This window comes from Pseudomonas sp. HOU2 (genome assembly GCF_040729435.1).
In the GTDB taxonomy this organism is placed as follows: domain Bacteria; phylum Pseudomonadota; class Gammaproteobacteria; order Pseudomonadales; family Pseudomonadaceae; genus Aquipseudomonas.
The window spans coordinates 2,633,076-2,657,783 of record NZ_CP160398.1 but is presented as its reverse complement, the minus strand read 5'-3'; the positions used below and the strand labels follow the sequence as shown (position 1 = coordinate 2,657,783).

General features: G+C 60.9%; 21 protein-coding genes. 12 read left to right on the top strand and 9 right to left on the bottom strand.

Annotation, left to right across the window (positions count from 1 at the left end; translation table 11 throughout):
* Positions 1-56: 56 nt before the first annotated feature.
* From ABV589_RS12035 to ABV589_RS12000, 8 genes are all read right to left on the bottom strand, one after another.
* Positions 57-1,979 carry a PrkA family serine protein kinase gene (locus ABV589_RS12035; RefSeq protein WP_003228848.1) on the bottom strand — a complete coding sequence of 641 codons (1,923 nt, stop codon included), beginning with the start codon at positions 1,977-1,979 and terminating at the stop codon, positions 57-59.
* A gap of 294 nt (positions 1,980-2,273) precedes the next feature.
* Positions 2,274-2,603, bottom strand: a complete 330-nt coding sequence (gene glpE / locus ABV589_RS12030; protein ID WP_367085944.1) for a thiosulfate sulfurtransferase GlpE — start codon at positions 2,601-2,603, stop codon at positions 2,274-2,276.
* A 33-nt stretch (positions 2,604-2,636) separates the two neighbouring features.
* Complete coding sequence (locus ABV589_RS12025; RefSeq protein ID WP_367085943.1) at positions 2,637-3,518, bottom strand: symmetrical bis(5'-nucleosyl)-tetraphosphatase; 882 nt, start codon at positions 3,516-3,518, stop codon at positions 2,637-2,639.
* Positions 3,518-3,898, bottom strand: coding sequence for a Co2+/Mg2+ efflux protein ApaG (gene apaG, locus ABV589_RS12020; protein WP_007966474.1), 381 nt, complete (start codon positions 3,896-3,898; stop codon positions 3,518-3,520). Before apaG ends, ABV589_RS12025 begins: the two co-directional genes overlap by 1 nt.
* A 114-nt stretch (positions 3,899-4,012) precedes the next feature.
* Positions 4,013-4,831 carry a 16S rRNA (adenine(1518)-N(6)/adenine(1519)-N(6))-dimethyltransferase RsmA gene (gene rsmA / locus ABV589_RS12015; RefSeq protein ID WP_007966472.1) on the bottom strand — a complete coding sequence of 273 codons (819 nt, stop codon included), beginning with the start codon at positions 4,829-4,831 and terminating at the stop codon, positions 4,013-4,015.
* The gene (gene pdxA / locus ABV589_RS12010) at positions 4,828-5,817 is read right to left on the bottom strand and encodes a 4-hydroxythreonine-4-phosphate dehydrogenase PdxA (RefSeq protein ID WP_367085942.1); all 990 of its coding nucleotides are present in this window, start codon (positions 5,815-5,817) and stop codon (positions 4,828-4,830) included. The genes rsmA and pdxA overlap by 4 nt, the downstream gene beginning before the upstream one ends.
* Positions 5,814-7,130 carry a peptidylprolyl isomerase gene (locus ABV589_RS12005; RefSeq protein ID WP_123589047.1) on the bottom strand — a complete coding sequence of 439 codons (1,317 nt, stop codon included), beginning with the start codon at positions 7,128-7,130 and terminating at the stop codon, positions 5,814-5,816. The genes pdxA and ABV589_RS12005 overlap by 4 nt, the downstream gene beginning before the upstream one ends.
* Entirely contained in the window at positions 7,111-9,930 is a 2,820-nt protein-coding gene (locus ABV589_RS12000) for an LPS-assembly protein LptD (RefSeq protein WP_367085941.1), read from the bottom strand. The genes ABV589_RS12005 and ABV589_RS12000 overlap by 20 nt, the downstream gene beginning before the upstream one ends.
* Before the next feature lie 130 nt (positions 9,931-10,060).
* Between ABV589_RS12000 and ABV589_RS11995 the strand changes: the two genes are divergently transcribed.
* The 3 genes from ABV589_RS11995 to ABV589_RS11985 are packed head-to-tail and all read left to right on the top strand — an operon-like array spanning position 10,061 to position 12,517.
* Positions 10,061-11,080 carry a phosphotransferase gene (locus ABV589_RS11995; RefSeq protein WP_367085940.1) on the top strand — a complete coding sequence of 340 codons (1,020 nt, stop codon included), beginning with the start codon at positions 10,061-10,063 and terminating at the stop codon, positions 11,078-11,080.
* Positions 11,077-11,748, top strand: coding sequence for an N-acetylmuramate alpha-1-phosphate uridylyltransferase MurU (gene murU / locus ABV589_RS11990; protein ID WP_367085939.1), 672 nt, complete (start codon positions 11,077-11,079; stop codon positions 11,746-11,748). Before ABV589_RS11995 ends, murU begins: the two co-directional genes overlap by 4 nt.
* A gap of 1 nt (position 11,749) precedes the next feature.
* Positions 11,750-12,517, top strand: coding sequence for a TerB family tellurite resistance protein (locus ABV589_RS11985; protein ID WP_367085937.1), 768 nt, complete (start codon positions 11,750-11,752; stop codon positions 12,515-12,517).
* A gap of 101 nt (positions 12,518-12,618) precedes the next feature.
* On the opposite strand, the gene ABV589_RS11980 is transcribed toward ABV589_RS11985, so the two are convergent.
* Positions 12,619-13,608: an alpha/beta hydrolase family protein gene (locus ABV589_RS11980; protein WP_367085936.1), complete on the bottom strand. Its 990-nt coding sequence runs from the start codon at positions 13,606-13,608 to the stop codon at positions 12,619-12,621.
* A 74-nt stretch (positions 13,609-13,682) separates the two neighbouring features.
* Here ABV589_RS11980 and ABV589_RS11975 point away from each other — a divergent pair, with 74 nt between their 5' ends.
* The 9 genes from ABV589_RS11975 (at position 13,683) to ABV589_RS11935 (ending at position 24,651) form a co-directional block, all read left to right on the top strand.
* Positions 13,683-16,076 carry a transporter substrate-binding domain-containing protein gene (locus ABV589_RS11975; RefSeq protein ID WP_367085935.1) on the top strand — a complete coding sequence of 798 codons (2,394 nt, stop codon included), beginning with the start codon at positions 13,683-13,685 and terminating at the stop codon, positions 16,074-16,076.
* 74 nt (positions 16,077-16,150) lie between these two features.
* Positions 16,151-16,780, top strand: a complete 630-nt coding sequence (locus ABV589_RS11970) for a response regulator transcription factor (protein ID WP_003228820.1) — start codon at positions 16,151-16,153, stop codon at positions 16,778-16,780.
* Positions 16,781-17,127: 347 nt separating this feature from the next.
* Positions 17,128-18,252: an ABC transporter ATP-binding protein gene (locus tag ABV589_RS11965; protein WP_007966453.1), complete on the top strand. Its 1,125-nt coding sequence runs from the start codon at positions 17,128-17,130 to the stop codon at positions 18,250-18,252.
* 48 nt (positions 18,253-18,300) lie between these two features.
* A complete protein-coding gene (locus tag ABV589_RS11960) occupies positions 18,301-19,344 on the top strand; it encodes an ABC transporter substrate-binding protein (RefSeq protein ID WP_041070096.1) in 1,044 nt (347 codons plus the stop codon).
* Between the two features lie 227 nt (positions 19,345-19,571).
* Entirely contained in the window at positions 19,572-20,819 is a 1,248-nt protein-coding gene (locus ABV589_RS11955) for an ABC transporter permease (RefSeq protein WP_007966448.1), read from the top strand.
* 12 nt (positions 20,820-20,831) lie between these two features.
* A complete protein-coding gene (locus tag ABV589_RS11950) occupies positions 20,832-21,656 on the top strand; it encodes an ABC transporter permease (protein WP_108591992.1) in 825 nt (274 codons plus the stop codon).
* Positions 21,657-21,932: 276 nt separating this feature from the next.
* The gene (locus tag ABV589_RS11945; RefSeq protein WP_367085934.1) at positions 21,933-23,081 is read left to right on the top strand and encodes an iron-containing alcohol dehydrogenase; all 1,149 of its coding nucleotides are present in this window, start codon (positions 21,933-21,935) and stop codon (positions 23,079-23,081) included.
* Positions 23,082-23,161: 80 nt separating this feature from the next.
* Positions 23,162-23,836: a ribulose-phosphate 3-epimerase gene (gene rpe, locus ABV589_RS11940; RefSeq protein WP_003228808.1), complete on the top strand. Its 675-nt coding sequence runs from the start codon at positions 23,162-23,164 to the stop codon at positions 23,834-23,836.
* Positions 23,833-24,651, top strand: coding sequence for a phosphoglycolate phosphatase (locus tag ABV589_RS11935; protein WP_367085933.1), 819 nt, complete (start codon positions 23,833-23,835; stop codon positions 24,649-24,651). The genes rpe and ABV589_RS11935 overlap by 4 nt, the downstream gene beginning before the upstream one ends.
* Positions 24,652-24,708 lie beyond the last annotated feature (57 nt).

Genomic DNA, 24,708 nt, shown 5'->3' with positions numbered 1-24,708 from the left:
AGCACAGCGTTCACATGCCTTTTCTTGCAGCTCGTAGCTAGAAGCTTGTAGCTGTTTTACTGCGATTTCCGGACCCGTAGGTACCATTCGGACAGAAGTCTTACCTGTTTGTCGGTGTAGCCGCGTTCGACCATTCGAGTAACGAAGTCGTTGTGTTTCTGTTGATCCTCTTTGCTGGCCTTGGCGTTGAAGCTGATGACTGGCAGCAGGTCTTCGGTGTTCGAGAACATTTTCTTCTCGATGACCACCCGCAGTTTCTCGTAGCTGAGCCAGGTCGGGTTCTTGCCGTTGTTGTTGGCCCGGGCACGCAACACGAAGTTGACGATTTCGTTGCGGAAATCCTTCGGATTGCTGATGCCGGCCGGTTTCTCGATTTTCTCCAGCTCTTCGTTCAAAGCGACGCGGTTGAGAATCTCGCCGGTTTCCGGATCGCGGTATTCCTGATCCTGAATCCAGAAGTCCGCATACAGCACGTAGCGGTCGAAGATGTTCTGCCCGTACTCGCTGTAAGACTCGAGATAAGCGGTCTGGATCTCCTTGCCGATGAATTCGATATAACGCGGCGCCAGGTACTCCTTGAGGTAGCGCAGGTAGCGCTCGCGGGTCTCGGCCTGGAACTGTTCCTGCTCGATCTGCTGCTCCAGCACATACAGCAGGTGCACCGGGTTGGCGGCGATTTCATGCGGATCGAAGTTGAACACCTTGGACAGGATCTTGAAGGCGAAGCGGGTCGACAGACCGTTCATGCCTTCGTCGACGCCGGCCGAGTCGCGATATTCCTGGATCGACTTGGCCTTTGGATCAGTGTCCTTGAGGTTTTCCCCGTCGTAGACACGCATCTTCGAATAGATGTTGGAGTTTTCCGGCTCTTTGAGGCGCGACAGCACGGTGAACTGCGCCAGCATCTTCAGGGTGTCGGGTGCGCAATGGGCCTTGGCCAGCGAACTGTTGAACAGCAATTTGTCGTAGATCTTCACCTCGTCGCTGACCCGCAGGCAGTACGGCACTTTGACGATGTAGATCCGGTCGATGAACGCTTCGTTGTTCTTGTTGTTGCGGAAGGTGTGCCATTCCGATTCGTTGGAGTGCGCGAGCAGGATCCCGGTGAACGGAATCGCCCCCAGACCTTCGGTACTGTTGTAGTTGCCTTCCTGGGTGGCGGTCAGCAATGGATGCAGCACCTTGATCGGTGCCTTGAACATTTCGACGAATTCCATCAGGCCCTGGTTGGCCCGGCACAGCGCACCGGAGTAGCTGTAGGCGTCGGCGTCGTTCTGTGGGTATTCCTCGAGTTTGCGGATGTCGACCTTGCCCACCAGCGCCGAGATGTCCTGGTTGTTCTCGTCGCCCGGTTCGGTCTTGGCCACGGCGATCTGGTTGAGGATCGACGGGTACAGCTTGACCACACGGAACTGACTGATGTCGCCGCCGAACTCGGCCAGGCGTTTGGTCGCCCACGGCGACATGATGGTGTTCAGGTAGCGCCGTGGGATGCCGAAGTCTTCCTCGAGGATCGCGCCATCTTCGGTGGCGTTGAACAGACCCAGAGGCGATTCGAATACCGGCGAGCCCTTGATCGCGTAGAAGGGCACTTTCTCCATCAACTGTTTCAGCTTCTCGGCCAGGGACGATTTACCGCCACCGACGGGGCCGAGCAGATAGAGGATCTGTTTCTTCTCTTCCAGGCCTTGGGCGGCATGGCGGAAATACGAGACGATCTGGTCGATGCATTCTTCCATCCCGTGGAAGTCTTCAAAGGCCGGATAGCGACGTATCACCTTGTTGGAGAATATCCGCGACAGCCGCGAGTTGGTCGACGTGTCGAGCAGCTCGGGTTCGCCAATAGCCATCAATAGACGCTCGGCGGCGGAAACGTAAGCGCTGCGATCCTTTTTGCACAGCTCCAGGTACTCCTGCAGCGAGAGTTCTTCCTGGCGTGTGGACTCGAAGCGTTGTTGGAAGTGGCTAAAGATACTCATGACGTCACCTCGCTCGATACGTGGAGCCGACGCCGGATCACTCAGTCGATGCTGGCAAGCAGCCGCGGTGGCCGCTTGTTTACCCCCCAGAACACTTTCGCGGTCGACAACCTTGAAAGTCACTCCCGATGACCCGTGCGCCGGTGTACCGGCTCTCCCCTGTTTTGGATGGCCTGGGCTTAAGGATAGTTGGGAATTCGAGAGGTAAAGGCGAGATACGTAATTAGTTGTGGCAGACCGTTCGTCTGCCCCGCGCAGGCCCACGGCAGCCGGGGCCTGCACGTGACAAAAAAATTATTCGGCGGTGCCTTGCGCGGTTTCCGACGGATAAGTCGTACGCCACAGTTCGAAGCCGCCGTCCATGCTGTAGACGTCGGAGAAGCCCTGGCTGATCAGGTAGGCGGCCGCGCCCTGGCTGGAATTGCCGTGGTAGCACACGACCACGGTCGGAGCACCGAGGTCGGCACCTTGAATGAAAGCGTGCAGCGAGTGGTTGTCCAGATGCTTCGAACCGCTGATATGCAGGGCGGCAAAAGTTGCAGGATCACGGACATCGACGACAACGGCGCCTTGCTCACGCAGGGCCTGGGCCTGTTCCGGGGGGATACGTTTGAATTCGCTCATGGCGGGTTCCTGTAGCTCGACAGAATGTGCAGTCTAACGCGGTGCGCTGACTGGCGAAGTTTCGGGGATAAGTGGTGCGACTGATGGTGCAAGCCCGCCGTGTTCATCGCATTTGCATGACACGCGCTCGCCGCTGTCGACGTTCATCAGGGTCAGGCTGCCGCCCCAGACACAGCCGGTGTCCAGCGCCGAGATCCCCGGTTCGTGAACATCGCCTTCCAGCGCGGCCCAGTGGCCGAAGATGATCCGCAGACCGCGGGTCTTGCGCTCTTTGTGCTGGAACCATGGCTTGTAGCCAGGCGGTGCGCTGTCGAGGCCTTCCTTGCTCTTGAGATCGAGCTTGCCGTCGGCGGTGCAGAAGCGCATGCGGGTGAAATAGTTGGTGATGACGCGCAGGCGGGTGACGCCTTTGAGATCGTTGTCCCATTTCGCCGGTTCGTTGCCGTACATGCCGTCGAGGAAGGCAGGAAACAGGTTGTCATCGCGCAATGCGGTCTCGACTTCGCCTGCGCACTTCAACGCGCGACGAAGCGACCATTGCGGCGGTATGCCGGCATGGACCATCACGACGTCGCGCTGCTCATCGTAGTGCGCAAGCTTTTGCTGACGCAGCCACTCAAGCAGCTCAGGGCCATCGGGTGCTTCAAGGATTTCGCGCAACGTGTCGGATTTTTTCAGGCGCTCGACGTGCCTGCTGACAGCCAGCAAATGCAAGTCGTGGTTGCCCAGCACACAGACCAGTGACTCGCGCATGCCATAAAGGAAACGCAGGGTCTCAAGAGACTGCGGGCCACGGTTGACCAGATCACCGACCAGCCACAGCCGATCGAGCTTCGGGTCGAAAGCCACTTGCTTGAGCAGACATTTGAGCGGTTCGAGGCAGCCTTGCAGGTCGCCGACGGCGTACGTCGTCATCAGTGCAAGGCTCCGGGGACGGCGAGGCGGAAGGGCTTGATGATCGCGTCGAAATGTTTGCCGTCGGTAGCGACCATTTCGTAGGTGCCCTGCATGGTGCCGACCTTGGTGGTCATCACCGTGCCGCTGCTGTAGGTGTGGCTTTTGCCAACGTCGATCAACGGTTGCTGGCCGACCACGCCGGCGCCGCGAACCTCTTCGACATGCCCGTCACCGTCAGTGATCACCCAGTGCCGTGACATCAGCCGGGCGGGCTGCTCGCCATTGTTGTGCACGGTGATGGTGTAGGCGAAGGCGAAGCGGTCATGTTCGGGTTGTGATTGGTCTGCCAGATAGCGGGTGACGACACTGACATCGACCTGATAACGAGGATCGGACATGCAAAAGGGCCTTAAGCAAAGCGGAACGCGAGGCGTAGCTGATGGGGAATCAGTCTAGGCAAGTATCGGGCAGTAAACCAGAGTGGCGGCCTGCCCGATAGCGTTCATCGCCGGTCAGTCGGCGGCTGGGGAGGCCGGGACTTGTATGGCGAGTTGGTCAGCCAGGCGTACGAACGCGGCCAGATCCAGTTGCTCCGGACGCAGGCTGCCATCGACACCGGCGGCTTCTATCTCGGCATTGCTGAGCAGTTGCTTGAGGGTGTTGCGCAGGGTCTTGCGGCGTTGATTGAACGCTTCGCGCACAACACGCTCCAGCAACTTGTGATCCTTGGCCGGGTGCGGAAGCACGGCGTGCGGCACCAGGCGAACGATCGCCGAGTCGACTTTCGGCGGCGGGTTGAACGCGCCCGGGCCAACGTTGAACAGGTGTTCCACGCGGCAATGGTACTGAACCATGATCGACAGACGACCCCAGTCGCCACCACCGGGGCCCGCCGCCAGCCGCTCGACCACTTCCTTTTGCAGCATGAAGTGCATGTCGCGAATGATGCCGGCGTTGTTCAGCAGGTGGAAAATCAGCGGCGTGGAGATGTTGTACGGCAGGTTGCCGACCACGCGCAGGCTGTTCGGCGCGGCGTTGAGGGTGTTGAAGTCGAACTTCAACGCATCGCCCTGATGCAGGTTGAAGTTGCTCTTGCCGGCGAACTGCTGGTTGAGGATCGGGATCAGGTCCTTGTCCAGCTCGACCACGTCGAGTTGCGCACCGGAGTTGAGAATGCCGGCGGTCAGCGCGCCCTGACCCGGTCCGATTTCCAGCATGCGGTCGTCAGGCTTGGCGCTGATGGAGCGCAGGATGCGGTCGATGACGCCGGCATCGTGCAGGAAGTTCTGGCCAAAGCGTTTGCGCGCCTTGTGTTGGTATTGCTCGGTCATAAACGGGTCTCGGCCATCTGGTAGGCGGTTTCCAGGGCGACCTGCAGGCTGCCGGTGTCGATCTTGCCGCTGCCGGCCAGATCCAGGGCGGTGCCGTGGTCAACCGAGGTGCGGATGATCGGCAGGCCGAGGGTCACGTTGACCGCAGCGCCGAAGCCTTTGTACTTCAGCACGGGCAGACCCTGGTCGTGGTACATCGCCAGCACTGCGTCGCAGTGCTCCAGATATTTGGGGGTAAACAGAGTGTCGGCAGGCAGCGGGCCACGAAGGTCCATGCCCTCGCCGCGCAGGCGCTCTAATGTCGGTTCGATGATGTCGATTTCTTCATGGCCCAGGTGTCCGCCTTCGCCGGCGTGCGGGTTGAGTCCGCAGACCAGGATGCGTGGCCGGGCGATGCCGAATTTGTCTTGCAGGTCGGCGTGCAGAATCCGCGTGACCCGTTCCAGCCGCTCCGGCGTAATTGCATCGGCAATCTCGCGCAGGGGCAGGTGAGTGGTGACCAGTGCCACGCGCAGGCCGCGAGTAGCCAGCATCATCACCACTTGGGCGGTATGCGTCAGGTCGGCGAGGAATTCTGTGTGTCCGGAGAAAGCGATGCCCGATTCGTTGATCACACCTTTGTGTACAGGCGCGGTGATCATCCCGGCGAAGTCGCCGTTCAGGCAGCCGTTGCCGGCGCGGGTCAGGGTTTCCAGAACGAAGGCAGCGTTAGCCTTGTCCAGTTGCCCGGCAACCACGGGTGCGCTCAGCGGGGTGTCCCAGACGTACAGGCTGCCGGCGGGTGCCGGCATGTCCGGCCATTGGCCGGGTGCCACCTCCAGCAAAGTGATGGCCAGCCCCAGCTGCGCGGCCCGCTCGGTGAGCAGGTCGCGGCTGGTGATGGCAATCAGGGGATGTGGCTGGGCTTGCGAGGCGAGCAGCAGGCACAGGTCGGGACCGATGCCGGCTGGTTCGCCGGGTGTCAGCGCGAAACGCTGGGGTTTCACTGCGCTGCCTGGTCTGCACCAGGGAGTTTGATTTCTACGTAGGCTTCTTCACGAATCTGACGCAGCCAGTTTTGCAGCTCTTCATCGTATTTTTTGTTACGCAGAACGGTCATCGCTTGTTGCTCGCGAGCCTGCTCGGTGCTGTCGGTGGCGCGGCGGCCAAGGACTTCCAGAACGTGCCAGCCGTACTGAGTCTGGAACGGCTTGGACAGTTGACCTTGTGGGGTCTTGGCCATCACTTCGCGGAATTCCGGTACCAGTGCGTTTGGATCGATCCAGTTCAGGTCGCCACCGTTGAGCGCCGAACCCGGGTCTTCGGAGTAGTTCTTCGCCAGTTCAGCGAAGTCTTCGCCAGCCAGGATGCGCTCGTACAGCGATTGCACCAGGGCCTTGGTCTTGGCTTCGTCACGGATCGGGCTTGGCTTGACCAGGATGTGGCGCACATGCACCTCATCGCGCATCTGCGCTTCGCCGCCGCGCTTGGCCAGCAGCTTGAGGATGATGAAACCACCCGGGGTGCGTGCAGGCTGAGTGATGTCGCCAACCGCCATGCTGCTCAACTCGCGGTCGAACGGCGGTGGCAGTTGCGCAGCTTTACGCCAGCCCATGTCGCCGCCTTCCAGGGCGTTGTCGCTGCCGGATTTGGCAACGGCCATCTGACCGAAGTCAGCGCCTTGCTTGAGCTTCTGGTAAACGTCCATCGCCTGACGGTATGCGCTCTGAATCGCATCAGAGTTGGCGCTTTCCGGCGTCGGGATCAGGATATTGGCCAGGTGCAGTTCTTCGGACAGCTGCATCTTGCCCATATCGGAGGCGAGGAAGTTCTTCACTTCCTGCTCCGAAACCTGGATGCGCTCTGCCACACGACGCTGACGCACACGGCTGATGATCATCTCGCGCTTGATCTGGTCACGGGCGTCGTCGTAGGACAAACCGTCGTGAGCCAGGGCAGCGCGGAATTGATCCACGGTCATGTTGTTGCGCTGGGCGATCGTGCCGACCGCCTGGTTCAGTTCTTCATCGGTAATGCGGATGCCGGAACGCTCGCCGATCTGCAGTTGCAGGTTTTCGACGATCAGGCGCTCGAGCACCTGCTGATCCAGCACGCCTGGCGGCGGCATGCCGCCGCCACGCTTGGCGATGGTCTGCTGAACTTCGTGGACGCGCTGGTCCAGTTGGCTCTGCATGACCACGTCGTTATCAACGATCGCGACCACTTTATCGATGGACTGTACTGCGGCGTTGGCCGCAGTACCCAGGAACAGCGCGCCCAGCAGCAGTGGGCGCAGAGAATCAGAAAGCTTGGTCTTCACGTTGACGATAACCTTGGATGCCTTTGTCGAGGAAGCTCTCTACCTTGGCGCCAGTCAGGCCGCCGAGTCCCTTCAGAACAATTTGGAGGAAGACGCCGTGGTCGCCTTTTTCGTTTTGCGGAGCTTCCTGACTGAATTCGTCGTAGGAAACCCAGTAACGGTTGATCAGGCGCAGTTTCCAGCAGCAGTTGTCGTATTCGAAACCACCGAAGGCTTCCAGCGTACGGTTGCGGTTGTAGTCGTACTGCCAGCGGCTGATCGCGCTCCATTGTGGAACGATCGGCCAGATGACCGAGAAGTCATGCTGCTGGATCTTGTAGTAGTCCTTCACGTAGCCAGCCTGGCCCGGAGTGCCGTAGTCGCCACCCGTCTGCCATTTACCCGTGGTCTGGTCGTAACGGATCTGGTCGTTACGATAGCGATAACCGACGTTGACCACCTTGTTCGGGTTGTCTTCAGGCTGGTAGTGGAACATCGCGCTGCCGGAACGTGGGCTGCGGCTGTCCGGGTCCCAATTGTAATCGGCCGTGGTACGCCAGTCGCGGTTCCAGCGGTATTCGTATTCCAGCGCGTATGGCGATACGTCGGACTGGGCATCCTTGCGATCCTTGAACGCGATGCCTGGCAGTTGTACCTCACGGTCCTTGAAGTAGTAAGCCTGACCGACGCTGATGCGCTGACGCTCGAAACCGTCGTCTTCGATCCAGCGGCTGGTCACGCCCAGCGACAGCTTGTTCTCGTCGCCGACACGGTCGGAACCAGAGAAGCGGTTGTCACGGAACAGCGACGCGTAGTTGAAGGTGTATTCGCTGGTGTCGAATACCGGAATGTCTTCCTGATCAACCTTGGGTACATACAGATAGAACAGGCGCGGTTCCAGGGTCTGGCGATAGTTCTTGCCGAAGTACGACGTGTTGCGGTCGAAGTACAGACCGCTGTCGACGCTGGCGATCGGTACACCGCGGCTCTGGTTGCTGTCGAAGGTGCCGTTGAGTTTGTTCTGCTCAGCGTTTTGCGTGGCAATGTCGCGTTTGCCCTGGCCATCAAGATCCAGCTGGTATTGCGTGTACTGGTACTTTAGCGATGGCTTCAGGAAGCCATAAGTCCAGTTCATTGGCAGGCTGACACCCGGTTTCAGGTTCAGACGGTCGCCGTTAGCGCGCGCCAGGCCGAATACGTTGGTATCGAGACGCGGCGTACCAATGGTGCCGTCGGCATTGACCGGCCCACCGTTTTCGTCAAGGAATCTGCCGGTTTTCAAATCACGATCAAACCGCACAAGCTCGGTCTCGTAATCGAAGTTCAAACCTTCCGGGTGATACGGCAGCTGACCGTTGAAGGTGATCTGTGGCAGACGACCGTAAGGCGTGATGTTCGAAACGGTCGCGAGCTGATACTGCTGAGCGTTCAACATGGCGGTATACGAGTCGCCACGATAGGTCACCGAACCCTGCTGGTTCACGAAGTCAGCGCTCTTCACACCGATCTGATCGGTGGTCAGGTCCTGGAAGTAGTACGGGTCGCTGATTTTGGTGTAGTCAACCTGAGTCATCACACGGGAGTCGAGACCGCCCTTGTGCTGCCAGTTGTACATGTAGCGATTTTTTTCGTAATCGGTCTGTTTGCTGCGATCGGTATCTTCGTCGTTCAGATACGCCGCACCGAACTGGCCTTCGCTGGACTTGGTCAGGTAACGGAACTCGCCTTCGACCAGCATGCCGCGCTTGCTCATGTAACGCGGGTACAACGTGGCGTCGTAGTTCGGCGCCAGGTTGAAGTAGTACGGGGTGACCAGCATGAAGCCGGTATCGCTGCCGGTGCCGATGGTCGGCGGCAGGAAACCCGATTGGCGACGGTCGTCGATCGGGAAGTAGATGTACGGCGTGTACAGGACCGGAATGTCCTTGACCCGCAGTGTCACGTTGGTCGCGGTACCGAAGCCGGTGGCAGGGTTCAGGGTGATGTTGTTGCCCTTGAGCTGCCAGGCGTTGCTGTTCGGTTCGCACGTGGTGTATGTGCCGTCCTTCAAGCGAATGATCGCGTTCTCGGCACGCTTGGCGTACAGCGCGTTACCGCGGATGCGCGATTTGTGCATCACGTATTCGGCGTTGTCGACCTTGGCTTCACCGGTGTCGAGCTGCACATCGGCGTGGTCGCCGACGATCAGTGCACCGTTGTCGCGAATGCGCACGTCGCCATTGAGTTCGGCGCGGCTCTCGGCCTGGTACAGGCTGGCCTCGTCGGACTCGACCTGCATGCTGCCCTGACGCAGGACCACGTCGCCGGCCAGCGTACCCACCTGATCTTCGGTGTTGTAGCGCGAGGCCTTGGCGCCGATAAAGGTCGGTGCGTCACTTTTATTCGTCTTGTCATTCATGCCAGGACGAATCGGTTCGATATAGGAACCAGAGCAGTAAGGACCGGTCTCGGCCAATTGGGCGGCGGTGAGCTTCTCGCGCGGAACCCAGTCGAGGTGACTGTAGTCTTCGCTACGGGATTTCAGACCGCGGCCTTTGGCTTCGGTGACCAGCACAGGCTTGGCGCCGGTGTCGGATGTGGAACCGTTCTGGGCCGGGGCTTCGCCGGCGGCGCTGACGGCACTGCCGTCATGCACCGGACGCGGCGGCAATGCAGCGGCCGGCGTCTTGGGCGCACACGCCCAGCCACCCGTTGCCGAGACGGCGCAGTCATACTGCTCGGCGGCAACAACGAATTGACTGGCCAGAGGTTGCATAGCCAGCAGACTGCCGGTTACCAACAACGGAAATTTTTTACGAAACGCGGGGGATTTCAATGCCATCTTATTAGTCCGGGCTTCCTGCGTGCCATCTGCCCGCGGTGTGGGCCGCACGCCTCTCGATGGTCTGAAAAAGATGCTGGATAATAAAGCATGACCCGCTTGACGGCTAGCGCCGTCGGAGACCCTTGCAATGCCTGACCAAGATGTACGCTTGCAACACCTGAAAGTTTGGCTCGAAGAGCAGTTGGCAATCCTGTTTGCAGATCAGGGCTGGGGCGCCGTGCCCCCGGCCACGTTGACCGCGGCCAGCAGCGACGCGAGTTTCCGCCGGTATTTCCGTTGGGAAGGCGCGGGTCGCAGTTTCGTCGTGATGGACGCGCCGCCACCCCAGGAAAACTGCAAACCGTTCGTGGATATCGCCTTTTTGCTGGCGAAATCCGGAATTAACGTGCCGAAAATTTATGCAGAAGACCTCGAACGCGGATTTCTTCTGCTCAATGACCTGGGCAACAAGACCTATCTCGACGTTATTGACAGCGAAAATGCCGACGCTTTGTTCAACGATGCCTTGCAGGCACTGTTGGCGTTTCAGCAATTGCCGATGGTTGCACCGCTGCCGAGTTACGACGTGGCGCTGCTGCGCCGTGAGCTGGAGCTGTTCCCCGAGTGGTACGTGAAGCGCGAACTCGGCATCGAGTTCGACGCGGCACAGCAGCAACAATGGCAAGCCGTCAGCGATCTGCTGATCGACAGCGCCCTGGCCCAGCCGAAAGTGCTGGTGCACCGCGACTACATGCCGCGCAACCTGATGCTCAGCGAGCCGAATCCCGGCGTGCTCGACTTTCAGGATGCGGTCTATGGCCCGGTCACCTACGACGTCACCTGTCTGTTCAAGGACGCGTTCCTAAGCTGGCCTGAAGAACGCGTGCGTGGCTGGCTGGAAAGTTACTGGCAGCAAGCCTCGGCGCTGGACATTCCGGTGCAGGCCGATTTCGAAGACTTCCTGCGCGCCAGCGACTTGATGGGCGTACAACGCCACCTGAAAGTCATCGGCATTTTTGCCCGGATCTGTCATCGCGATGGCAAACCGCGCTACCTGGCCGACGTGCCGCGTTTCTTCGCCTATATAGAGGCGGTGATTGCGCGTCGTCCTGAGTTGGCGGATCTGCAGGCGTTGCTCGCCAGTCTGCGTGGCGGAGTGACCGCATGAAGGCGATGATTCTGGCGGCAGGCAAGGGCGAGCGCATGCGCCCGTTGACCCTGACTACTCCCAAGCCGCTGGTGCGTGCCGGCGGCGTACCGTTGATCGAATACCACCTGCGCGCGTTGGCGGCGGCTGGTTTCAGCGAGATCGTGATCAACCATGCCTGGCTCGGTCAGCAGATCGAGGATTACCTGGGCGACGGTTCGCATTTCGGCGTGAGCATCCAGTACTCGCCGGAAGGTGAGCCGCTGGAAACCGGCGGCGGGATTTTCCGCGCCTTGCCGTTGCTCGGTGACGATGCGTTTCTGGTGGTCAACGGCGATATCTGGACCGATTACGACTTCAGCGTGCTGCATCAACCGATCAACGGTCTGGCGCATCTCGTCCTGGCGGACAACCCGGCCCATCATCCGACGGGCGATTTCACCTTGACTGAAGGCCGGGTGCACGATGGCCAGCCGGACGCGCCAACCCTGACCTACAGCGGCATCGCCGTGCTCCATCCGCAGTTGTTCGATGGCTGCGCGGACGGCGCATTCAAGCTCGCACCGTTGCTGCGCAAAGCCATGGCAGACGGACAGGTCAGCGGTGAGCGTCTGAAAGGGCACTGGGTGGATGTCGGTACGCATGAGCGTCTGGCCGAAGCTGAAGCATTGATAGAAGCGAGTCGTTGATATGTTGTGGCCAGGGACTCTGATTGGAGCCGGAGCGGGTTTTGCGATCGCCAGCATTCCGGGGGCCATGCTTGGGGCATTGTTGGGCCAGGCGCTGGATCGGCGTCTGCACCTGCAGAGCTGGGGACACTTGCGGGAAAAACTCGGCGGCCGGCCGATGTTGCGCAACGACGAATTGTTGTTCGTGTTGCTCGGGCGTCTGGCCAAGAGTGACGGACGGGTGACGGACGGCCATATCCAGCAGGCGCGCCATGAAATGAATGCCCTGGAAATGAGCGAGCCGGCGCGGCGGCGGGCGATTGCTGCGTTCAATCGCGGCAAGTCCGGCGGCGACCGCCTGCGCGGTTATCTGCGCCGCCTGAGTGCTCAGCCGCATGCCGCCGAGGGCGTGTTGCGCGCCTGCTGGCGGATGGTCTGGGCCGACGGTCGCGCGGGCGTCAGTGAGCGGGAATTATTGGCGCAGTGGGGCAAGTGGCTGGGTTGGACAACCCAGCAGATTCAGGCGCTGGCCAATGATTACGAGCCGAACAAGCGGCCGATTGTCAGTGCGGCGGTGAGCTATCAGGAAGCGATGCGCCTGCTCGGCGTGTCGGCGACCAGCGAACCGGCGCAGATCAAGCGCGCCTATCGGCGCCTGCTCAGCCGTCATCACCCGGACAAGATCGCCGGCAGCGGCGCAACGCCGGAGCAGGTGCGTGACGCAACCGAGAAAACCCGCGAGCTGCACAACGCGTTTACCCTGATTCGGGCGCGGCGGGATTTTCGCTAGCGATTAAAAGATCAAAAGATCGCAGCCTGCGGCAGCTCCTACCTTGGAATGCGTTTCCTGTAGGAGCTGCCGCAGGCTGCGATCTTTTGCTTTTGTTTCTATCAGTCTGTCTTCTGCGGATTCAACCAGCCACGCACCCGCCGGAACAGCTGTTCCTGCTCAGCCTTCTTATCCGGTAACGCCTTGAGCGCCACCTGGCTGAAGGTCGACGTCTTCAAGCGCTTGCTGGCCTGCATGCGCTCCAGCGCTGCGTTGCGGTCCAGCGCTTTGTCCATGTAGAAAATATCGGCGGTCGGCAGTTTCAGGGTCGGCGTCAGCTCGGCCAGTTGCGGCTTGGCTTTGGTCGGTGATTGCGCATCGACCATCACCAGTTTCTCGACCTGCGAACTCTGCCGCTCGCTGAGGAAACGCGCCGCCCAGTACGCGCCCGTGCCGTGACCGAGGACCACGACCCGGCGAGCGCTTTGTTGCTCGGCATAGGCGATTGCCGCGTCGATCCGCGCAAAGATCCGTTCGGCATCAGCCTTGGATTGTTCTTCAGTCGTTTCAGCGACCACCTGATCCGCCACTTCCGCTTCACCGCCCGCCGCCTGTTCGATCGGTTGCGCGGTGGTGGAATCCTTGCTGCCACTTTCCGGTGCTTTTGGCGCGGCGGCGGGCGCAATCACCCGCGGTGCGATGGCATCGCTTTGCAGATCCGGCAAGGTGATACTCAGGCTGCTCCACTCGACATCGGGCAATTTGCTGCGCAGCGGGCCGATCACTTGCGGCCAGTCAGCGGTTTCGCCGGCGCCAGGGACAATAATCACCGCACCTTTGGGTTCGGCGGTGTTGGCCGGTTTCCACAGAGCGAGGAAAGTGTCGGTGCCGGCCTGCAACTGCTGCTGTTCTTGCGCCGGGACTTTACGTTCGAGTGCTGCGGCTTCTTCCTGACTACGCTCAAGCAGTGGCTGACGTTCGGCCGGTTTTTCGGCGGCCGGTTGCTCGGCAGTGGAGGCGGGCGCCGGATCGGCGGCTTCGACGGAAAACGCACAAGGCAGGATCAGCGACAGGCACAATGCTGGCATTGCCAGGCGGTAGACAGAGGGCATCGGTTATTCCAGGCCAGAAAAGTATCCCGGCAGCCTAATGGGTTGGTCAGAATTTGTCAGTGCAAGAGACTTCAATGATGCGTTTTTGCTGCCTGTGGGTTATCGGCTGGTTGTGTTTTCCCTTGATGGGCTGGGCGGCGTCTGCGCCGGCGGCACATGCAGCGCTGTTGACGCCCGGCGAGCAGCAATGGCTGGCGCAACACCGTGAGCTGCGCGTCGGTCTGGTATTGCAGGCGCCATACGCACAATACGACCGGCGCTTGCAGCGACTGTCCGGGGCCAACGTCGAATTGATGAAGGCGTTGGCCAAGACGCTGAACGTCGAGCTGAGCTGGCGCAATTTTCAGGACCTGGCGCAACTGGAGGAGGCCGCCCGCGAAGGCGAGATCGACATTGCCCCGGGCCTGACCCAGACCCCCGGTGCGCTGCGCCTGTGGCTGTTTTCCGATCCTTACATGCGTGTGCCGCAATTGGTGGTCAGCGACCAGAAGAGCGGCGGCGTGGTCGAGCTGGAAAAACTCGACAGCCTGTCTCGCGTTGCCGTACGCATGCCCAGCGTCACGGCCGACTATTTGCGCAGCACCTATCCCCATTTGAATCTGCAAGGCGTGCCGCTGGAGCGGCAGGCGCTGCAACTGTTGCTGACCCAACAAGCGTCCTACGCCGTGATAGATGAAGCGCAACTCGGGCGGTTGTCCGCCGAACCTGAGTTCGCCGGGCTGGTCGTGGTCGGCGATATCGGGCTACCTCAACTGTTGCGAGTCGCCACGCGGCGCGACTGGCCGCAATTGGCCGGGATCATCGAAAGCGCCTTGCGGGCAATCCCGGCCAAGGATCTGGAGCGCCTGCACAACCAGTGGCTGCAACCCAAGTACCCACGGCTGACGGAATCGCCGGGGTTCTGGCAGAACCTCAGCCTGTTGTTTGCGGTGTTGCTGCTCAGTTGTGCGGCCATCATCCTCTGGCAACGACGCCAGCAACACAGCCTCGAACAGCGTCTGCTGGCCGCCCGGGAAGACATTGCCCTGCGCGCGGCCAGCGAGGAAGCCTTGCGCCTGACCCAGTTTTCCATCGACCAAAGTACCGTTGGCATTCTCTGGGTCAACTGGGACAGCCATGTGCGCTATGCCAACCGCGCGGCGGAACACATGCTCGGTTATCCACAGGGCGCGCTGATCGAGCGGCCGCTGATCGACTTCGAACCCGGTCTGCACATGGACCGCTGGCTCAACCTGTGGAAACGCGCGCGGGCCAGTGAAGAGGGGCCTTTGAGTTTTGAAACCAGCTGCGTGCGCGCTGATGGCAGCGTCCTGCCGACAGATGTCTCGCTGAGTTTTCTGCGCTTTCGCGACAGCGAGTATCTGGTGGTTTATCTCACCGACGTCACTGAGCGTCGCCGCGCCCTGGCCGCGTTGCAGGAAAGTGAAGCGCGCCTGCAAGGCATTGCCGCTAACGTACCGGGGCTGGTGTTCCGCCTGGAGCGGGCGCCAGTAACCGGGCAGATCGATTTTGCCTACATCAGCGAGGGCAGCGAGAGTCTGGTCGGCTACGCGCCGGCCGCCATTGCCCACCGCGACATGGGCTTGCGCAGTCTGGTGCATCCGGACGACAAGGCCAGTTACCACCAGACCCAGGATCAGGCGCTGGACACTGACAGTGACTGGTCGTGGCAGGGTCGCATCCTCACCCGTCAGGGCGAGCAGCGCTGGGCCGAGATCAAGGCGATCACCCGACAGCTGGAGGATGGCGCCTATGTCTGGGACGGCATCGTCTGGGACATCAGCGAAAGCAAACGTATCGAATTGGAGCTGGCCGCCTCCCGCGAGCAACTGCGCGAATTGTCGGCGCACCTTGAAAGTGTACGTGAAGAAGAAAAGGCGCGGATCGCCCGGGAAGTGCACGATGAACTGGGGCAGATGCTCACGGTGCTGAAACTGGAAACCTCGATGTGCGAACTGGCCTATGCGCAGCTCGACCCGGGGCTGCACGAGCGCTTGAACAGCATGAAGCGCCTGATCGCCCAGTTGTTCCAACTGGTGCGTGATGTGGCGACGGCGTTGCGCCCGCCGATTCTCGATGCCGGGATTGCTTCAGCGATCGAGTGGCAGGCGCGGCGCTTCGAGGCGCGTACGCAGATTCCGTGTCTGGTGCAGGTGCCGGACAATCTGCCGGCGCTCAGCGATGCCAAGGCGATTGGTCTGTTCCGGATTTTGCAGGAGGCGCTGACCAATGTGATGCGCCATGCTCAGGCGCATACTGTGGAGCTGACACTGGCGCTGGAAGGCGACGAATTGTGTCTGACGGTCAGCGACGATGGCACAGGCTTTGTCACTGCGGCGGACCGGCCGATGTCCTTTGGTTTGGTCGGCATGCGCGAGCGGGTGCTGATCATGGGCGGGCGCTTGCAACTTGAGAGTGAGCCGGGGGAGGGCACCAGTCTGCATGTGTGGGTGCCAGTGGATCGCTAAAGATCGCATATCCCTGTAGAAGCTGCCGAAGGCTGCGATCTTTTAGCGTCAATGCAAATATCGAGGAGAGGCAAGTGATCCGTGTACTGGTAGCCGAAGACCACACCATCGTCCGTGAAGGCATCAAGCAATTGATCGGCCTGGCCAAGGATCTGCAAGTGGTGGGGGAAGCCAGCAATGGCGAACAGTTGCTGGAAACCCTGCGCAGCGTGCCGTGCGAGGTGGTCTTGCTGGACATCTCCATGCCCGGGGTCAACGGTCTTGAGGCGATCCCGCGGATCCGCGCGCTGAACAATCCGCCGGCGATTCTGGTGCTGTCGATGCACGACGAAGCGCAAATGGCCGCCCGTGCGCTGAAGGTCGGCGCCGCCGGTTATGCGACCAAGGACAGCGATCCGGCGCTATTGCTGACGGCGATTCGCAAAGTGGCGGCCGGCGGGCGCTACATCGACCCGGAACTGGCTGACCGCATGGTCTTCGAGGTCGGCCTGACCGATACGCGTCCGCTGCATTCGCTGCTGTCCGAGCGCGAGTTCTCGGTGTTCGAACGCCTGGCCCAGGGCGCCAACGTCAACGACATCGCCCAGCAACTGGCGCTGAGCAGCAAGACCATCAGCACGCACAAGGCGCGGCTGATGCAGAAGCTCAACATCACCTCGCTGGCCGAACTGGTCAAATACGCGATGGAACACAAACTCCTCTGACCTCGGCACAAAAAACTGTGGGAGCTGGCTTGCCAGCGATGAGGGAGTGTCAGTCACATCCATGCAAGCTGAACCACCGCTATCGCTGGCAAGCCAGCTCCCACAGGTTTCTCTGTGTAGCCTGAGAATGTGGGCATATCCGTTAGCGACACGCGCTTTTGCTTGTTCTTGCGGCTTGCCGCTTGATGCTCGTAGCGCGTTTGCCAAAACGCGCCATCCTTGTAGGGCAATCCCTACCCCCAACCTTCCATCCGGCTGAGGCGATTCTCTCCTGCGCCCCGATTTGCGCGGCTGGCGCCAGCCACTAGGCTTAATCCACAGCAGTTACCAATAACAAAGGTGTGGGTATGAGCCAGGTCGATTCAAACGCAGGGGCCAGTGATGTGCTGGTCAGCTTTCGTGGAGTGCAGAAGAGCTACGACGGCGAGAACCTGATCGTCAAAGACCTCAACCTGGACATTCGCAAAGGCGAGTTCCTGACTCTGCTCGGGCCGTCCGGTTCGGGCAAGACCACCAGCCTGATGATGCTCGCCGGGTTCGAAACCCCGACCGCCGGCGAAATCCTCCTCGCCGGCCGCGCCATCAATAACGTACCGCCGCACAAGCGTGACATCGGTATGGTGTTCCAGAACTACGCGTTGTTCCCGCACATGACCGTGGCCGAGAACCTGGCTTTCCCGTTGACCGTGCGCGGCCTGAACAAGAGCGACGTCAGCGACAAGGTCAAGAAGGTCCTGAGCATGGTCCAGCTCGACGCCTTCGCTTCGCGCTATCCGGCGCAACTCTCCGGCGGTCAGCAGCAGCGCGTGGCACTGGCGCGGGCGCTGGTGTTCGAACCGCAACTGGTGCTGATGGACGAACCGCTGGGCGCACTCGACAAGCAATTGCGCGAACACATGCAGATGGAGATCAAGCACCTGCACCAACGCCTTGGCGTGACCGTGGTCTACGTGACCCACGATCAGGGTGAAGCGCTGACCATGTCCGATCGCGTCGCTGTGTTCCATCAGGGCGAAATCCAGCAGATCGCCCCGCCGCGCACCCTTTACGAAGAACCGAAAAACACCTTCGTCGCCAATTTCATCGGCGAGAACAACCGCCTCAACGGGCGGCTGCTCAGCCAGAGCGGCGAGCGTTGCGTGGTTGAGCTGGGGAGGGGCGAGAAGGTCGAGGCGCTGGCGGTCAACGTCGGCCAGACCGGCGAACCGGTGACCCTGTCGATTCGCCCGGAACGCGTCAGCCTCAATGGCTCGAGCGACCAATGCGTCAACCGCTTCTCAGGGAGGGTGGCGGAATTCATCTATCTGGGCGACCACGTCCGGGTGCGCCTGGAAGTCTGCGGCAAGACCGACTTCTTCGTGAAACAGCCGATTGCCGAGCTCGATCCAGCGCTCGCGGTCGGGGACGTGGTTCCGCTTGGCTGGCAGGTCGAGCACGTTCGCGCACTCGATCCTCTTCTAGAGGCGCACTAAGCGCCCCGGCAATACCAACACCAACCCTGCACGTGGAGAGAACAATAAATGTTGAGATCCCTGAAGTTCACCGCCCTGACCCTGGGCCTGATGGGTGCGGCCAGCGCAATGGCCGCCGGTCCCGATCTGACTGTGGTGTCGTTTGGCGGGGCGAACAAGGCGGCGCAAGTCAAAGCCTTCTACGCACCGTGGGAAGCGGCGGGCAACGGCAAGATCGTTGCCGGCGAGTACAACGGCGAAATGGCCAAGGTCAAAGCCATGGTCGACACCAAGAGCGTGTCGTGGGATCTGGTGGAAGTCGAATCGCCAGAGCTGTCCCGTGGTTGCGATGAAGACATGTTCGAACAACTCGACCCGGCGCTGTTCGGCAAAACCGAGGATTACGTCAAAGGCGCAATTCAGCCATGCGGCGTAGGCTTCTTCGTCTGGTCGACCGTGCTCGCGTACAACGCCGACAAGCTGAAAACCGCGCCAACCAGTTGGGCCGATTTCTGGGACACCAAGAAATTTCCGGGCAAGCGGGGCCTGCGCAAGGGCGCCAAGTACACCCTGGAATTCGCACTGATGGCCGACGGTGTTGCACCGAAAGACGTCTACAAAGAGCTGGCGAGCAAGGGAGGGCAGGATCGCGCGTTCAAGAAGCTCGATGAGCTGAAACCGAACATCCAGTGGTGGGAGGCCGGCGCACAACCGCCGCAATACCTCGCCTCCGGTGACGTGGTCATGAGTTCGGCCTACAACGGCCGTATCGCCGCCGTGCAAAAAGAATCCAACCTGAAAGTGGTATGGAATGGCGGCATCTACGACTTCGACGCCTGGGCCATCCCGAAAGGTCTGGACAAGACCCGCGCCGATGCAGCGAAGAAATTCATCGCCTACTCGGTCCAGCCGCAGCAGCAGAAGACCTACTCGGAAAACATCGCCTATGGCCCGGCCAACACTCAGGCAGTTCCGCTGCTGAGCAAGGACGTGCTGAAAGACATGCCGACCACCCCGGAAAACATCGCCAACCAAGTGCAGATCGACGTCAGCTTCTGGGCTGACAACGGCGAGCAACTGGAACAGCGCTTCAATTCCTGGGCTGCGAAATAACCAAAACTCCAACTTCGGGAGCGAACTGTTGTGGCGAGGGAGCTTGCTCCCGCTTGAGTGCGCAGCACTCACAAAATTGGCACTGCCAACACAATTTTGGGGCCGCTTCGCAGCCCAGCGCGAGCAAGCTCGCTCGCCACAGGGAATCGCCATCCTCAGGCATGGTGTTCCAACACAACAGAGGTGGTTGCCACCTCTGTAACGATCAAAGATTTGCGGAGTACGTCATGGCCATCGCCGTTCCCCTGAACGAGGGCGCCAGCCCCACCTTGAAGCAGAAGCTCAAGCGCGCCGAGCGGGTCAACCGCTGGAAGGCCCAGGCGTTGATTGCGCCGCTGGTACTGTTTCTGTTGCTGGTGTTCCTGGTGCCGATCGTGGCGCTGCTCTACAAAAGCGTCGGCAACCCGGAAGTGGTCGGCGGCATGCCGCGCACCGTGGCGGCCATCGCCAGTTGGGACGGCCGTGGCCTGCCCGCTGAACCGGTGTACAAAGCGGCCGGCGAAGACCTCGCCGAAGCCCGCAAAAATCAGACGCTGGGCGATCTGTCCAAGCGCTTGAACATGGAGTTGGCCGGCTATCGCAGCCTGCTGACCAAAACCGCCCGGGCGCTGCCCTTCGCCAGCGAACCGGCCTCCTATAAAGAAGCACTCGAAGGCCTCGATGAGCGCTGGGGCGATCCGGCGTACTGGCAAGCGGTCAAACGCAACACCAGCAGCATCACCCCGTTCTATCTGCTGGCAGCGGTCGATCACCGTATCGACGATCTCGGCGAACTGGCCCCTGCCACCCCGGATCAAGCGATCTACCTCGACATCTTCGCCCGCACGTTCTGGATGGGCCTGATCATCACCGTGATCTGTTTGTTCCTCGCCTATCCACTGGCTTACCTGCTGGCGAACCTGCCATCGCGGCAGAGCAACCTGCTGATGATTCTGGTGCTGCTGCCGTTCTGGACCTCGATTCTGGTGCGGGTCGCGGCGTGGATCGTGTTGCTGCAGTCGGGCGGGCTGATCAACAGCGCGCTGATGGCCATGGGCATCATCGATAAGCCGCTGGAACTGGTGTTCAACCGTACCGGGGTCTACATCTCGATGGTGCACATTCTGCTGCCGTTCATGATCCTGCCGATCTACAGCGTGATGAAAGGCATCTCGCCGACCTACATGCGTGCTGCGATTTCGCTGGGCTGCCATCCGTTCGCCAGTTTCTGGCGGGTGTATTTCCCGCAGACCTACGCCGGTGTCGGCGCCGGTTGCCTGTTGGTGTTCATCCTCGCCATCGGCTACTACATCACCCCGGCGCTGCTCGGCAGCCCGAACGATCAGATGGTCAGTTACTTCGTCGCGTTCTACACCAACACCAGCATCAACTGGGGCATGGCCACTGCGCTGGGCGGCTTGCTGCTGCTGGCGACCGTGGTGCTGTATCTGATCTACAGCTGGCTGGTGGGCGCCAGTCGCCTGCGCCTGAGCTAAGGAGAATTTGAAATGCTGAGTCCTTACATGTCGCCCATCGAACGGGTGTGGTTCTACAGCTTGCGGATTCTCTGCGGCCTGATCCTGCTGTTCCTGATTCTGCCAGTGCTGGTGATCGTGCCGCTGTCGTTCAACTCGGGCAGTTTCCTGGTGTATCCGCTGCAGGGTTTCTCGCTGCACTGGTATCAGGACTTCTTCGCCTCGGCCGAATGGATGCGCTCGCTGAAGAACAGCATCATCGTCGCCCCCGCGGCGACCGTGCTGGCGATGGTCTTCGGAACCCTGGCCGCCATCGGCCTGACCCGTGGCGACTTTCCCGGCAAATCGCTGGTGATGGCGCTGGTGATTTCGCCGATGGTGGTGCCGGTGGTGATCATTGGTGTGGCGAGTTATCTGTTCTTCGCACCGCTGGGACTGGGCAACAGCTTCTTCTCGTTGATCGTGGTGCACGCGGTGCTCGGTGTGCCGTTCGTGATCATCACCGTGTCGGCGACGTTGCAGGGGTTCAACCAGAATCTGGTGCGGGCGGCGGCCAGCCTTGGCGCTTCGCCATTGACCACCTTCCGCCGGGTGACTCTGCCGTTGATTGCGCCGGGGGTGATTTCCGGGGCGCTGTTTGCCTTTGCGACGTCGTTCGATGAAGTGGTGGTGACGCTGTTCCTCGCCGGCCCCGAGCAAGCGACCTTGCCACGGCAGATGTTCAGCGGGATCCGCGAGAACCTCAGCCCGACGATTGCGGCGGCGGCCACCTTGCTGATCGCCTTCTCCGTCATCCTGTTGCTGACCCTTGAATGGTTGCGTGGTCGTAGCGAGAAACTGCGTACTGCGCAGGTCTGACGCCCAGATCAAAAGCCGCCCCCTCACCCCAGCCCTCTCCCCCAAGGGGGCGAAGGGGAAAGGGAGCAGATCTTCATGCTGTTCAGAATCTGAGTTCGACTCGGTATTGCACGTCGATGTACTCCGAGAGAACGGCTCAGTCAGTCCCCTCTCCCTCCGGGAGAGGGTTAGGGTGAGGGGCTTTGCTCTTGATTATTCACCAACTGAATACCAGCCAACCGCAAACCCTCAGCTACGCTTGTGCTCAGCTCCCACATCTATAAGAGGCTGCGCACGATGAGTCTGTCCCAGTTCAAAATCGCTCACAAACTGATCACCGGCGCCGGGGCCATCGAGCAACTGGCGGCGGAACTCACGCGGCTGGATATCGACAACCCGTTGATTGTCACCGACGCCGCGCTGGTCAAGTCCGGCACCGTGGAACTGGCGCTGTGCCAATTGGGTGGGCGCGAGTACGAGATTTTTGACCGGGTGCTGCCGGACCCGGAAATCGCCATCGTCGAAGATTGCATGCGCGTGTACCGCGAGGGCGGGCATGACGGCTTCATTGGCCTGGGCGGCGGCAGTGCCATCGACATCGCCAAAAGTGTCGCCGCATATGCCGGATACCACGGCGCGCTGGAAGACCTGTTCGGCGTCGATCAGGTGCCGCGCAAAGGCCCGCCGCTGATCGCTATCCCGACCACCGCCGGCACCGGTTCGGAAGTGACCAACGTCGCCATCCTCTCGGACAAGGTCGCGCAACTGAAGAAAGGCATCGTCAGCGATTATTTGTTGCCGGACGTGGCGCTGGTCAGTCCGCAAATGACCCTGACCTGCCCGCGCAGCGTCACCGCTGCCAGTGGTGTCGATGCGCTGGTGCATGCCATCGAATCCTATCTGTCGGTCAACGCCTCGCCGATTACCGACTCGCTGGCACTCGGCGCTATCAAGCTGATTGCCAGGGCGCTGCCCAAGGCCTACGCCAATGGCGCCAATCTGCAAGCCCGGGAAGACATGGCCACCGCCAGCCTGATGGCCGGCATGGCGTTCGGCAATGCCGGGGTCGGCGCGGTGCATGCGTTGGCCTATCCGTTGGGCGGGCGTTTCAACATCGCCCATGGCGTCAGTAACGCGTTGTTGCTGCCGTATGTCATGACCTGGAACAAGATGGCCTGCGTCGAGCGCATGCAGGATATCGCCGAAGCCATGGGGGTGAAGACCGCTCATCTGAGCGCCAATGAGGCGGCGGACAAAGCCGTGCAGGCCATGACCGAGCTGTGCGCGGCGGTGGAAATTCCTGCCGGGCTGCGCAGTTTCGGCGTGCCCGAGGAGGCGATCCCGGCCATGGCCGTGGAGGCCGCGGGGATCGAGCGTTTGATGCGCAACAACCCGCGCAGGCTCAGCGCGGCGGATATCGAGAAGATCTACCGAGCGGCGTACTGATCATCGCGGTCACGGTGCGCGCACGGAAACTTGAGGTATACAATGCGCGCCATCGTGATTTAGCTCAGAAAAGGTGCGTCATGCAGCCCTTCGTAATTGCTCCGTCGATTCTCTCCGCCGACTTCGCCCGCCTCGGCGAAGAAGTGGACAACGTTCTGGCCGCCGGTGCCGACTTCGTCCACTTCGATGTCATGGACAACCACTACGTGCCAAACCTGACCATCGGTCCGATGGTTTGCGCGGCCCTGCGCAAGTACGGCATCACTGCGCCGATCGACGCACACCTGATGGTCAGCCCGGTGGATCGCATCGTCGGCGACTTCATCGAGGCCGGCGCCACTTACATCACCTTCCACCCGGAAGCCACGCTGCACGTCGATCGTTCGCTGCAACTGATCCGTGAAGGCGGCTGCAAATCCGGCCTGGTGTTCAACCCGGCAACCCCGCTGGACGTGCTCAAGTACGTGATCGACAAGGTCGACATGGTCTTGCTGATGAGCGTCAACCCGGGCTTCGGTGGGCAGAAGTTCATCCCCGGCACCCTCGATAAACTGCGCGAAGCGCGGGCGATCATTGATGCTTCGGGCCGCGACATCCGTCTGGAAATCGACGGTGGCGTCAACGTCAACAACATCCGCGAAATCGCCGCAGCCGGTGCTGATACCTTCGTCGCCGGGTCGGCGATCTTCAATGCACCGAACTATCAGGAAGTCATCGACAAGATGCGTTCCGAACTGGCGCTGGCGCGCCCATGAGCGGTTTTGAGCAGCTGTTCCCGGGGCAACTGCCACGGTTGGTGATGTTCGATCTGGATGGCACGCTGATCGACTCGGTTCCCGACCTGGCGGCGGCGGTGGACACCATGCTGCTCTCCCTCGGCCGCAAGCCTGCCGGCATCGAGTCGGTACGCGAGTGGGTCGGCAATGGCGCACCGGTGCTGGTGCGCCGGGCGCTGGCCGGTGGCATCGATCATTCGGAGGTGGATGACGTCGAGGCCGAGCACGCGCTGGAAGTATTCATGGAAGCCTATGGCGCGAGCCACGAGCTGACCGTGGTCTATCCCGGCGTGCGCGATACCCTCAAATGGCTGCACAAGCAGGGTGTGGCCATGGCGCTGATCACCAACAAGCCCGAGCGTTTCGTCGCGCCGCTGCTGGATCAGATGAAGATCGGCCGCTACTTCAAGTGGATCATCGGCGGCGATACGCTACCGCAGAAGAAGCCTGATCCGGCCGCGCTGTTCTTCGTGATGAAGATGGCCAACATTCCGGCTTCGCAATCGCTGTTTGTCGGCGATTCGCGCAGCGACGTGCTGGCGGCGAAAGCGGCGGGGGTCAAGTGCGTGGCGCTGAGCTACGGCTACAACCACGGTCGACCGATTGCCGAGGAATCCCCGGCACTGGTGATCGACGATCTGCGCAAGCTAATTCCCGGTTGCCTCGGTACAGCCGCTGAGATAACGTTGCCCGACGCATCTCAATCCCATTCTGGAAACGCCATCGTGGTGGTCACCCGCAAACTCTGGATGAAAGTCATCAAGGCCCTGGCCCGCTGGCGTTGGCGCGCCTGACTGGTTCCTGGCCGGCTTGCCGGCGCGTTTGCACACCTGACTGATTTGCCCCTCACA